The 11,570-nt window shown below is 70.2% G+C and carries 10 protein-coding genes; all 10 read left to right on the top strand.

Annotated elements, in window-relative coordinates:
- Positions 1 to 34 precede the first annotated feature (34 nt).
- Positions 35 to 478, top strand: coding sequence for an SRPBCC family protein (locus ACYVO6_RS47360; RefSeq protein WP_189323280.1), 444 nt, complete (start codon positions 35 to 37; stop codon positions 476 to 478).
- A 239-nt stretch (positions 479 to 717) separates the two neighbouring features.
- Complete coding sequence (locus ACYVO6_RS47355) at positions 718 to 2,196, top strand: subtype B tannase (protein WP_461073129.1); 1,479 nt, start codon at positions 718 to 720, stop codon at positions 2,194 to 2,196.
- Positions 2,197 to 2,349: 153 nt separating this feature from the next.
- Positions 2,350 to 4,842: an ATP-binding SpoIIE family protein phosphatase gene (locus ACYVO6_RS47350; protein ID WP_461072878.1), complete on the top strand. Its 2,493-nt coding sequence runs from the start codon at positions 2,350 to 2,352 to the stop codon at positions 4,840 to 4,842.
- Between the two features lie 150 nt (positions 4,843 to 4,992).
- Positions 4,993 to 5,715 carry a class I SAM-dependent methyltransferase gene (locus ACYVO6_RS47345; protein ID WP_461072876.1) on the top strand — a complete coding sequence of 241 codons (723 nt, stop codon included), beginning with the start codon at positions 4,993 to 4,995 and terminating at the stop codon, positions 5,713 to 5,715.
- A gap of 252 nt (positions 5,716 to 5,967) precedes the next feature.
- Positions 5,968 to 7,143: an NAD(P)/FAD-dependent oxidoreductase gene (locus ACYVO6_RS47340; protein WP_461072874.1), complete on the top strand. Its 1,176-nt coding sequence runs from the start codon at positions 5,968 to 5,970 to the stop codon at positions 7,141 to 7,143.
- Positions 7,140 to 7,451: a (2Fe-2S)-binding protein gene (locus ACYVO6_RS47335; protein ID WP_461072872.1), complete on the top strand. Its 312-nt coding sequence runs from the start codon at positions 7,140 to 7,142 to the stop codon at positions 7,449 to 7,451. The genes ACYVO6_RS47340 and ACYVO6_RS47335 overlap by 4 nt, the downstream gene beginning before the upstream one ends.
- Positions 7,444 to 8,895, top strand: a complete 1,452-nt coding sequence (locus ACYVO6_RS47330) for an FAD-dependent oxidoreductase (RefSeq protein WP_461072870.1) — start codon at positions 7,444 to 7,446, stop codon at positions 8,893 to 8,895. Before ACYVO6_RS47335 ends, ACYVO6_RS47330 begins: the two co-directional genes overlap by 8 nt.
- Positions 8,892 to 9,782, top strand: a complete 891-nt coding sequence (locus tag ACYVO6_RS47325) for a dihydrodipicolinate synthase family protein (protein WP_461072868.1) — start codon at positions 8,892 to 8,894, stop codon at positions 9,780 to 9,782. Before ACYVO6_RS47330 ends, ACYVO6_RS47325 begins: the two co-directional genes overlap by 4 nt.
- 15 nt (positions 9,783 to 9,797) lie before the next feature.
- Positions 9,798 to 10,799, top strand: a complete 1,002-nt coding sequence (locus tag ACYVO6_RS47320) for a proline racemase family protein (RefSeq protein WP_461072866.1) — start codon at positions 9,798 to 9,800, stop codon at positions 10,797 to 10,799.
- 27 nt (positions 10,800 to 10,826) lie between these two features.
- Complete coding sequence (locus ACYVO6_RS47315) at positions 10,827 to 11,528, top strand: GntR family transcriptional regulator (RefSeq protein WP_461072864.1); 702 nt, start codon at positions 10,827 to 10,829, stop codon at positions 11,526 to 11,528.
- Positions 11,529 to 11,570 lie beyond the last annotated feature (42 nt).

Genomic DNA, 11,570 nt, shown 5'->3' with positions numbered 1-11,570 from the left:
GAACCCCCGAGTTTCCAAGTGCTGGAGGAACGCAATGGCGCAGGTCGAGGCCACCACGGAGCGAGTTGTAGCGGCTCAGCCGGACGACGTTTTCGATGCCCTGGCCGACTACAGCGGCACGCGCGGGAAGATCCTGTCCGAGCACTTCAGCGAGTACGAGGTCCGCGAGGGCGGTGACGGCGAAGGCACCCTCGTCCACTGGAAGCTCCAGGCCACCAGCAAGCGCATCCGTGACTGCCTGCTCGAGGTGAGCGAGCCCACCGACGGCGAACTCGTCGAGAAGGACCGCAACTCCTCGATGGTCACCACCTGGCGGGTCACCCCGGCCGGCGAGGGCGCGGCCCGCGTCGTCGTCACCACCGTGTGGGACGGCGCCGGCGGCATCGGCGGCTTCTTCGAGAAGACCTTCGCTCCCAAGGGCCTCGGCCGGATCTACGACACGGTGCTCGCGAAGCTCGCCGCCGAGGTCGAGAAGTAGCCTGAGCAACAAACAACGGTGCAGGGCGCGTTGGCGCGTCCTGCACCGTTTTGCATGGGCGCCCTCTGAGAGCCGCTTATGTGCTTGCTGTGAAGTGCTGTGCGTCAACAATGGATTCAACGAAATTGTTGGCAATCCTGAAACGGGCGCCCTACGTTCGCAAGCAGAAGATCCGGCTTGCAGTGAACGCGAGGGAGAAATCAGTGAAGCACCGGGCAGTGAAGCGCAGGTCCGTCGTCATGGGGCTCGGCGCGAGTGCGGGTGTCGCGGCGGCCGGCGGGTTCGCCCTGAGCGCGCAGGCGGCGGCGGAGGAGGGGGTGTCGACGTCCACGGCGGCCTCGGGCGGTCTGGTCTTCGACAAGGACGGCTACACGGAGCTGACGACGACCATCTCCACGGACGACGGCGACAAGGAGGTGACGTACCACTTCTACAAGGCGATCACCTATGTCACGAAGCCGGTGGACGAGAAGTACCAGAGCCTGAACGTCAGCGTTCCCGTCACGATCGACGGCACGACCCTCGACGCCACCGACGCTCCCATCCTCCTCGCCAACTCGGTGGGCGGCTACATGCCGTCGTCCGTGGCGGACGCCGACGGGGTGGGCGGCGCCGGCATGAACCGCGGAGTCAGCAACGCCAAGCTGGCCCTCGCGGCGGGTTACGTCGTCGTGGAGCCGGGCGCGCGCGGCCGGACCCTCGTCGACTCGGACGGTACGTACTACGGCGTGGCGCCGGCCGCCATCGTGGACCTGAAGGCCGCCGTGAAGTACGTACGCGCCAACAAGGGCCGTATCCCGGGAAACACCGACCGCATCGTCTCCTCCGGAACCAGCGCCGGCGGCGCCCTGTCCGCCCTGCTCGGCGCGTCCGGCGACAGCCCGCTGTACGCCGCGTACCTCAAGGAGCTCGGCGCGGCCGACGCGAGCGACGCCATCTTCGCCAGCGGCGACTGGTGCCCCATCACCGACCTGGAGCACGCCGACATGGCGTACGAGTGGAACTGGGGCGCCAACAAGCTGAGTTCGGGCGAGCTCGCCGACCAGGCCGTCTCCAAGGAGCTGCGCTCCGCGTTCGCCGACTACCAGGCCTCGCTGAAACTGCGGGCGAAGGGCTTCGGCACCCTCATGGCGCGCAATCTCGACACGTACCTGGTGCGGACGTACCTCCAGCCGTCGGCCGCCAAGTACCTCAAGTCCCTTTCGGAATCCGACCGTTCGAGCTATCTGGCCGAGAACACGTTCATCACCTGGAAGAACAACCGGGCGACGTTCACATGGGAGGACTTCCTCACGCACGTGGGGGCGCGGAAGAAGGACGCCCCGTCGTTCGACGCCTTCGACCTCTCCACCCCGGAGAACAACCTCTTCGGCAACGGCACCACCAAAGCCCGGCACTTCACGCTCTACAGCCTGCGTCACGACACCGGCAACGACAGCGCGCGGCTCGACAGCGACCTGCCCAGGAAGCTCGCCCTGATGAACCCGATGCACTTCATCAAGCAGCACAACGCGGGCCGGTCGAAGCACTGGTGGATCCGCGTCGGCACCAAGGACAGCGACACCTCGCTCTCGGTCGTCGGCAACCTCGCGGCGAGCCTGGAGAACCTGGGCGACGACGTCAACGCCGCGATGTACTGGGACGGCGGCCACGGAGCCAATGAGGACGCGGGCGACTTCATCAAGTGGATCGGCAGGGTGACGGGTTACACCAAGTAACCCATTACCGCGCCCACTGACATAGCGCCCGGTCGCGCTCCGTCGCGTACGCCGGAGCAATTCCCGGATTGCCACACATGGCAACCGTACGCACCCGTACCGTGGTTGTCTGGGGCACAGATCTTGCGGACCGTGGGGAGAAGGGCCTTGGCCATGGACCGTGGCACCGATGGGGGCGCGACTTCAGGCGGCGGAGCCGGGAACGGTGCCGTGGCGGAGGGCGTCGCGGCCGGCCGCGTCCCGCTGGCCGTGGTCGTCGTCGACCGCGAGGGCCTGGTCTCCCACTGGAGCCGGGGCGCCCGGCGGTTGTTCGGGACCCCCAAGGAGGAGGCGGTGGGCCGCGCCGCCGTCGATCTGCTCCCCGTGTCCGGCGCCCTGCCCGAGGATGACGAGATCACGTCGTACGGGGCGTATGCCACGTACGACGGACTCGGCCCCGACCTCGAAGCGTCCCTCGACGGGCGGCTGTCCTACCCGGCGGCCGGCCGTGCGCGGCTCTCGGTGCCGGGCCGTGACCGGGTCGACGTCCTGTGGTGGGCGTATCCCCTGGTGGGCCCCGGCCAGGAGCGGCTGCTCGTGCTGGCGGCCGACGCGGACGGGTCACGCCGCGACGACGCCGACGACAGCACGGGGGAGAGTGCGCCCGTCGAGCGCATAGCGCCCGGCTTCGCGCTGCACACCGACTTCCCCGGCTCCCAGGACCTCGCCCGTCGGCTGCCCGAGATCCTGCCCAGCATGAGCGTCGGCGAGAGCGCCCGCATCGTCGGGCAGGTTCTCGAACTGGGCTATCCCGTCCTGGAGTTCAGCCAGAACGACCGGGTGCCCGTCACGCCCGACTGGGGTGTGCCGCGACGGACCGAGCGCAAGGCGCGCCGGGAGCGTGCGGCTCGGGCGGCGGCGTCCGGTGAGCCCCTGCCTCCGGACCTCGAGGACGACGGCGAGGACCTCGAGTACGCCGCCGTGCGTGAGCGCCTGGAGTTCCTGAACGAGGTCAGCGGGCGCATCGGCAGCTCGCTGGATCTGTCCCGCACCATCGTCGAGGTCAGCAAGGCCGTGGTGCCGCGCTTCACCGACGTCGCCGGGACGTACCTGCGCGAACAGGTCGTCGCCGGTGAGGGCTTCCCCGACGGCGTGCCCGACACGACCACCATGTGGCACCGCGTCGCCGTGGAGCACACTGACGAGCCGGGCCGCTGGGACGATGTCGTACCGGTCGGCGAGGCCATGCCGTTCCCGGCGCACACGCCGTTCTTCCAGTGCATGACCACCGGCGAACCCGTCCTCGTGCCGCGCATCAGCGAGCAGATGGGCCACATGATCGCCGCGCAGTTCGAGAAGCGCGACATCCGGCCCCTCATCACCGGCCGCTCCATGCTGGTCGTACCGCTGAAGGCTCGCCATGTGGTGCTCGGGTTCATGATCCTGCTGCGCCACCCCGAGCGCGTCGAGTTCAACGACATGGACCGGGTGACGGGTGCCGAACTCGCCGCCCGCGCCGGGCTCGTACTCGACAACGCCCGCATGTACACGTACCAGGAGAGCGTCGCCGAGACCCTCCAGGACAGCATGCTGCCGCATATCGCGCCCCGTATGTCGGGCTGCGACATCGCCACCCGCTATCTGCCGGGTACGTTGCTGGGACGGGTCGGCGGCGACTGGTTCGACTCGGTGAAGCTGCCCGGCTCACGGACCGCGCTCGTCGTCGGCGATGTGATGGGGCACGGGCTCAACTCGGCCGCGATGATGGGCCAGTTGCGCACCGCCGTACAGACCATGGCGGGCCTCGACCTGCCACCCGCCCAACTCCTGCGCAACCTCGACGACTTGGCGCAGCGGCTCGGTGAGCATTACCTCGCGACCTGTCTGTACGCGGTGTACGACCCCATCGCGAGCGAGCTCCAGATCGCCAACGCGGGCCATATTCCACCGGTGTTGGTCCGTGCCGAGGACGGCCGCAGCGATCTGCTCGACCTGCCGACGGGGGCGCCCATCGGGGTCGGCGGGGTGCCCTTCGAGACCGTACGGGTGCGGGTGTCGCCCGGCGACCGGCTCGTGATGTGCACGGATGGACTGGTGGAGGTGCGTGGCGAGGACATCGGGGTGGGGCTCGCCACGCTGTGTGAGTCCGCCGCGCATCCGGCGGCGTCGATGGATGACGCCTGCGACACCATCATTCGTGCCCTCGCCGAGACGTTTTCGAAAGCGGGGCGGGGCGGCCGTAAGGACGACGTGGCGCTGCTGATGGCGCGGCTCGGCGGCATCGACTCAGAGGACGTCGCCACCTGGCGGCTCGCGCCCGAGCCGATCGAGGTCAGCCGTGCGCGTGCCGTGGTCCGCGAACAGCTCCACGAGTGGGGGCTCAACTCCCTTGTCGACCAAGCTGAGTTGATGGTCAACGAGCTGGTCGCCAATGCCGTACGGCACGCCGGGAGCCGGCGGATCGAGCTGCGCCTTGTCCGCGGGGACACGCTGCTGTGCGAGGTGGACGACGACGATCACATGTTGCCGACGCTGCTCAGCACGGGGCCGTATGACGAGTACGGGCGTGGTCTGCGTGTGGTCAGTCGGCTGGCCCGGGAGTGGGGGACCAGCCGTAGTGCCTCCGGTAAGACGGTGTGGTTCGAGATGACGCTGCCTCGTCGTTAGTTCCAGGGGCGCGCAGTGGCGTACATGTGTCGAATGAGTCGTGAAAGGTATGGAAGGTGTGCGCCGCGTGCTTGTCGCCGCACTCCGGGCGCGGTAGACCGATCTGGCCCGCCCGTTTTGGTGGGCGCTGTCGCATCCTGGGGAGCGGGCATGAGCGTGACTACTCGGTACAGGGACGCGTGGGAGGGCTTCTGGCGGGAAGCTCCTGACGAACAGGGGGCCGTCTTCTGGGACGCGGAGCCCGCCCTCACCGTCGGAGTCCATCTCCCGCTGTTCGAACCGCACTTGGCCGCTCCGGGGCTGCCCTTCGTGGATCTAGGGTGCGGTAACGGGACCCAGACGCGGTTCCTTGCCGACCGGTACCCCCACGTTGTCGGGGCCGATCTCTCGGCTGCCGCACTCGATCATGCTCGGCGTGTGGATCGGGCGGGGCAGGCCGCGTATCGGCTGCTCGATGCGGCTGAGAAGAGTGAGGCGGAGACGTTGCATGCCGAGCTCGGTGACGTGAACGTGTATATGCGGGGTGTGCTTCATCAGTGCGAGCCTGATGATCGGCAGCCGCTTGTCGATGGGGTTGCTGCGCTGGTGGGCGAGCGGGGCCGCGCCTTCCTCGTCGAACTCGCCGAGGCCGCCGGGCTCGTGCTGCGCGGCCTCGCTCAGCGCCCGGAGGGCCCGCCGGCCAAGCTCGCGCCCGTTTTCCGGCACGGCATCGCGCCCGGCGAAGTGGCCGATGACGCGGTGCCGGAGTATCTGCGGTCCGTAGGTCTCACCGTCCTTGCGAGTGGTGAGCTGCCCCTCGTCACCACAGAGTACCAAGGTGACGGTACGCGGATTGAGTTGCCGTCCAAGTGGGTGGTGGCGGGGCGGGTTTGAGTGTGCGGGTGGGTGGGTGTGGGGGTTTCTTTCCCCAGCCCCGCCCCTTCCCGAAACTGGGGGCTGCGCCTCAGACCCCCAAGGGGGTGGGGTGACAGGTTGTATCTCGGCCGCGGGTCCGTTGTGGCTGGTCGCGCCCACGCGGCGGAGCCGCAAATCGATACAGCCCCGCGCCCCTGACGGGGCGCCCCCGGCCCCCATGACGAGCGTTGCACCCTTGGCTCGTCCAGCGACATGTGACATGGTACTGGGGTGAGTGCGCTGCTGACCTGCGATGTTGTCGTCGTTGGGGCCGGGATGGTGGGGGCTGCCTGTGCCCTGTACTCGGCTCGGGCGGGGCTTCGTGTTGTTCTTGTTGATCGTGGGCCCGTGGCTGGGGGGACGACTGGGGCGGGTGAGGGGAATCTGCTCGTGTCCGACAAGGAGCCTGGGCCCGAGCTTGAACTTGCCCTGTTGTCCGGGCGGTTGTGGGGTGAGCTTGCCGCCGAGTCCGGTATCGCTGAGGTTGTTGAGTACGACCTCAAGGGTGGGCTCGTCGTTGCCTCCTCGGTGGAGGGGCTCGTTGCTCTGGAGGGGTTTGCTGATGGGCAGCGGGCGGCCGGGGTCGAGGCCGTGGCGGTTGGCGCGGGTCAACTTCACGACGTAGAGCCGAAGTTGGCGAAGGGGCTTGCGGGCGGGGTGCTGTATCCGCAGGACGCCCAGGTCATGCCTACCCTCGCCGCCGCCCATGTCGTACGGCTCGCCAGGGCTGCGGGGGCCTCGTTGCGGACGGGGTGGACGGTCACGGAGGTGTTGCGTACGGCGGCGGGGGCGGTGCGGGGAGTACGTACCTCTGGAGGCGACATCCTTGCCCCGGCCGTCGTGAACGCGGCCGGTACCTGGGGCGGGGAGCTGGCCGCGCTCGCCGGTACCTCCCTGCCCGTGCTGCCCCGGCGTGGCTTCGTCCTCGTCACCGAGCCGTTGCCGCCGCGTACGGTGCGGCACAAGGTGTACGCCGCGGACTATGTGGCCGACGTGGCCAGTGACTCGGCGGCGCTGCAGACCTCGCCGGTGGTGGAGGGGACGGCCGCCGGGCCGGTGCTGATCGGGGCCAGCCGGGAACGGGTCGGCTTCGACCGGTCCTTCTCGTTGCCGGTCGCGCGGGCGCTGGCGGCGGGGGCGACGCGGTTGTTTCCGTTCCTGGAGGGGGTGCGGGCGATGCGCGGTTACCTCGGCTTCCGCCCGTACATGCCCGACCATCTGCCCGCGATCGGGCCGGACGCGCGGGTGCCCGGTCTCTTCCACGCGTGCGGGCACGAGGGGGCGGGGATCGGACTCGCCACGGGTACTGGGCACTTGATCGCCCAGGTGCTGACCGGGAAGACCTCGGATCTCGACCTCGACCTCAGTCCGTTCCGTCCCGACCGTTTTCCCGAGGAGGGTCCGTGAGATCTCCACTGGAGTTGGTGGGGGCGCGGCCGGGGCCCGCCTTCACCGTCACCTTCGACGGCCGTGAGATCGCCGTCCTGCCCGGCCAGACGATCGCCGCCGCGCTCTGGGCGGCGGGCATCACGTCGTGGCGTACGACCCGGGGGAGTGATGAGCCGCGCGGTGTCTTCTGCGGGATCGGGGTCTGCTTCGACTGCCTGGTGACCGTCAACGGGCGGGCGAACCAACGCGCTTGTCTGGTGCGGGCGGAGGCCGGGGATGCCATCCGTACGCAGGAAGGGACCGGACACCGTGGGCACCATGGCTGAGGGGTCGCACCTCGCGGTGGTCGGTGCGGGCCCCGCCGGGCTCGCGGCTGCACTTGCCGCAGCCGCGCGTGGTGTACGGGTGACGCTGGTCGACTCGGCTGCGGAGGCGGGCGGCCAGTTCTACCGTCAGCCCGCCGCGGCGCTCGGCGCCCGCCGTCCGCAGGCCCTGCACCACCAGCGGCGCACATGGGAACGGCTGCGTGATGGTCTCGCGGCGCACATCGCGGGGGGTCGCATCACGCATCTGACGGACCACCATGTGTGGTTCGTGGAAGGGCAGTCCGACGGGTTCACCGTGCACGCCCTCCGTGGCCCCGAGCAGGAACAGCCTGTCGCCGTCCATGCCGACGCCGTGCTGCTCGCCACCGGTGGGTACGAGAAGGTCCTGCCGTTCCCCGGGTGGACCCTCCCCGGAGTGGTCACCGCGGGCGGGGCGCAGGCCATGCTCAAGGGTGGGCTCGTGTTGCCGGGGCGTACCGCCGTGGTGGCGGGGACCGGGCCGTTGCTGATGCCGGTGGCGGTCGGGCTCGCGGCGGCCGGGGCGGAGGTCGCCGCGCTCGTTGAGTCCGCCGGAGCGAGGGCTTTCGCCGGGCGCGCCAGGATGCTCGCCGCCCACCCGGCCAAGCTCGCCGAAGGCGCCCGGTACGCCGCCGAGTTGGCCCGGCACCGGGTGCGGATCAAGGTCCACCACACCGTTGTCGCGGCGCACGGCAGCGACCGGGTCGAGGCCGTGACCGTCGCCGCTCTCGACGGCGACGGGCGGGTCCGGCCCGGCACCGAGCGGCGTATCGCCTGCGACACCCTCGCCGTCGGGCACGGCATGCTCCCGCACACCGACCTCGCCGAGGCGCTCGGCTGTCGGCTCGACGGGCCGGGCGTCGCCGTCGACGACGAGCAGCGCACCGATGTGCCCGGCGTCTGGGCGGCCGGGGAGACCACCGGGATCGGCGGCGCCGTGCTGTCGCTCGCCGAGGGCAGGATCGCCGGCCTCTCGATCGCGGCCCGGATCAACTCCCGTACGTCCGACGCAGGTTCGTACGAGGCTGCCGCCAAGACCCGTACCCGACTGCGGGAGTTCTTCGCCGTCCTCGACACCGTCTACGCCCCACCCGCCCATTGGACAGAGCAGGTCACCGACGACACCGTGGTGTGCCGCTGCGAGGAGGTGCCCGCCTCCGCGATCCGGGAGGCCGCGGGCGAGCTCGGCGCCGGTGACGTACGCACTGTGAAGCTGCTGACGCGGGCCGGGATGGGCTGGTGCCAGGGCCGGATGTGCGGCCCGGCGGTGGCAGGGCTCGCGGGGTGCGAGTTCCAGCCCTCGCGACGGCCGTTCGCCCGGCCCGTACCGCTCGGCGTGCTCGCCGGAACCGACTTCGACCGGCACCACACGGACTCCATGAACTCCATGAACTCCACGGACCCCACCGAGGAAGGACCCTCATGACCGACCACCGCCCCTGGCGCGGCGTCCTCGTCGCCACCGCCCTCCCGCTGCGCGACGATCTCTCCGTCGACTACGACAAGTTCGCCGAGCACTGCGCCTGGCTCGTCGAGAACGGCTGTGACGGCGTCGTACCGAACGGCTCCCTCGGCGAGTACCAGGTGCTCACCCCCGAGGAGCGCGCCAAGGTCGTCGAGACGGCCGTCGCCGCGATCGGCGGGGAGCGTGTGATGCCCGGGGTCGCCGCCTACGGGTCCGCCGAGTCCCGCCGCTGGGCCGAGCAGGCACGCGACGCCGGCTGCCGCGCGGTGATGCTGCTGCCGCCCAACGCCTACCGTGCCGACGAACGCTCGGTCCTCGCCCACTACGCCGAGGTCGCGAAGGCGGGGCTGCCCGTCGTGGCGTACAACAACCCCATCGACACCAAGGTGGACCTCGTACCCGAACTGCTCGCGAAGCTGCACGGTGAGGGGTACATCCAGGGGGTCAAGGAGTTCTCGGGCGATGTCCGGCGCGCCTACCGGCTGGCCGAACTCGCCCCCGAACTCGACCTGTTGATCGGCGCCGACGACGTGCTGCTCGAGCTGGCGATCGCGGGCGCCAAGGGGTGGGTCGCGGGCTATCCGAACGCGCTGCCCAAATCGAGCGTTGAGCTCTACCACGCCGCGGTGGAGGGTGACCTTGCTACCGCGCTGCCCCTCTACCGACAGCTGCACCCGCTGCTGCGCTGGGACTCGAAGGTCGAGTTCGTGCAGGCGATCAAGCTGTCCATGGACATCGCCGGGCGGCACGGCGGCCCGGTACGCCCGCCGCGCGTCCCGCTCCTGCCGGAGCAGGAGGCAGCCGTGCGCGCCGCCACCGAGAAGGCCGTCGCGGCAGGACTCGCATAAGGAGGAGGCACGGTCATGCGCAGCAAACTCGTCCTGCAAGCCGTCGACTCGCACACCGAGGGCATGCCGACCCGGGTGATCACCGGCGGCATCGGCACCATCCCGGGCGCGACCATGAACGAGCGGCGCCTGTACTTCCGTGAACACCGCGACGACATCAAGCAGTTGCTGATGAACGAGCCGCGCGGGCACTCCGCGATGAGCGGCGCCATCCTTCAGCCGCCCACCCGCCCCGACTGCGACTACGGAGTCGTCTACATCGAGGTCTCCGGCTATCTGCCCATGTGCGGGCACGGCACGATCGGCGTTGCCACCGTGCTCGTCGAGACGGGCATGGTGGAGGTCGTCGAGCCGGTCACCATCATCCGGCTCGACACCCCGGCCGGACTCGTCGTCGCCGAGGTCGCGGTGGAGGACGGGGCCGCCAAGGCCGTCACCCTGCAGAACGTGCCGTCGTTCTCCGTCGGCCTCGACCGCAAGGCCACGCTGGCCGACGGGCGGACGGTGACGTACGACCTGGCGTACGGCGGGAACTTCTACGCGATCCTGCCGATCGACCAGCTCGGGCTGCCCTTCGACCGTGCCCGCAAGGACGACATCCTCGCCACCGGTCTCGCCCTGATGGACGCCATCAACATGGCGGAGGAGCCCGTCCACCCCGAGAACCCCTCCATCCGCGGCTGCCACCACGTGCACTTCGTCGCACCGGGCTCCGACGCCCGGCACTCGCGGCACGCGATGGTGATCCATCCGGGCTGGTTCGACCGCTCGCCCTGCGGTACGGGGACCAGCGCGCGCATGGCGCAGTTGCACGCGCGTGGTGAACTGCCGCTGCACACCGAGTTCGTGAACGAGTCCTTCATCGGGACGCGGTTCACCGGGCGGCTCCTCGGGACCACCGAGGTCGCCGGGATCCCGGCCGTGCTGCCCAGCTTCACCGGGCGTGCCTGGGTGACCGGGACGGCTCAGTACCTGCTCGATCCGTCCGACCCGTTCCCGGCCGGGTTCGTCCTCTGAGCCCCGTCGTTACCAGGAGCCACCCTCATGCCCGCCCAGCGCACCAGCACCCGGTCCGACTCCCCCGCCCTGCCCACCCTCGGCGGCATGAAGCGCAACTACCGCGAGCGCGTCGCCGACGCCCTGCGTGCCGCGCTGATCGCCGGGGAACTGCTGCCGGGCGAGGTGTACTCCGCGCCGACCCTCGCCGCCCGCTTCGGTGTCTCGGCGACGCCGGTACGGGAGGCCATGCTCGACCTCGTCAAGGAGGGCCTGGTCGACACCGTGCCGAACAAGGGCTTCCGGGTCACCGCCGTCTCCGAGAAGCAGCTCGACGAGTACACCCACATCCGCTCGCTCATCGAGATCCCCACGACAGCCGGTCTCGCCGCCACCGCCGACCCCGTGGCCCTGGAGGCGCTGCGCCCCGCCGCCGAGGAGACCGTCACGGCCGCCGCGGCGGGCGACCTCATCGCACACGTCGAGGCGGACACCCGCTTCCACCTCGGCCTGCTCGCGCTCGTCGGCAACGAGCATCTGGTCGAGGTGGTGCGCGACCTCCGCAAGCGCTCCCGCCTCTACGGCCTGCACGCGCTGGTCGAGGCGGGCCGCCTGGAGGACTCCGCCGAGGAACACCTGGAGATCCTGGACGCGCTCGCCGCCCGCGACGAGGAGGCGGTACGCGCGGTCATGACGCGGCATCTTGGGCATGTACGGGGCTTGTGGGCCGCCGGACGACCGGCCGACTGACCGCCGGACGGATCGCACCGGGCCAAGGCGTCCGTGGGGCCT

This window comes from Streptomyces pseudoechinosporeus (assembly GCF_054783935.1).
Note: the sequence above shows the minus strand (reverse complement) of the source record. Positions and strands in the feature narration are given on the sequence as shown.

Excerpts from the sequence above, each read along its gene's own strand:
- ACYVO6_RS47360 (WP_189323280.1), top strand. The coding sequence starts at position 35 with ATGGCGCAGGTCGAGGCCACCACGGAGCGAGTTGTAGCGGCTCAGCCG.
- ACYVO6_RS47355 (WP_461073129.1), top strand. The coding sequence starts at position 718 with ATGGGGCTCGGCGCGAGTGCGGGTGTCGCGGCGGCCGGCGGGTTCGCC.
- ACYVO6_RS47350 (WP_461072878.1), top strand. The coding sequence starts at position 2,350 with ATGGACCGTGGCACCGATGGGGGCGCGACTTCAGGCGGCGGAGCCGGG.
- ACYVO6_RS47345 (WP_461072876.1), top strand. The coding sequence starts at position 4,993 with ATGAGCGTGACTACTCGGTACAGGGACGCGTGGGAGGGCTTCTGGCGG.
- ACYVO6_RS47330 (WP_461072870.1), top strand. The coding sequence starts at position 7,444 with ATGGCTGAGGGGTCGCACCTCGCGGTGGTCGGTGCGGGCCCCGCCGGG.
- ACYVO6_RS47325 (WP_461072868.1), top strand. The coding sequence starts at position 8,892 with ATGACCGACCACCGCCCCTGGCGCGGCGTCCTCGTCGCCACCGCCCTC.
- ACYVO6_RS47320 (WP_461072866.1), top strand. The coding sequence starts at position 9,798 with ATGCGCAGCAAACTCGTCCTGCAAGCCGTCGACTCGCACACCGAGGGC.
- ACYVO6_RS47315 (WP_461072864.1), top strand. The coding sequence starts at position 10,827 with ATGCCCGCCCAGCGCACCAGCACCCGGTCCGACTCCCCCGCCCTGCCC.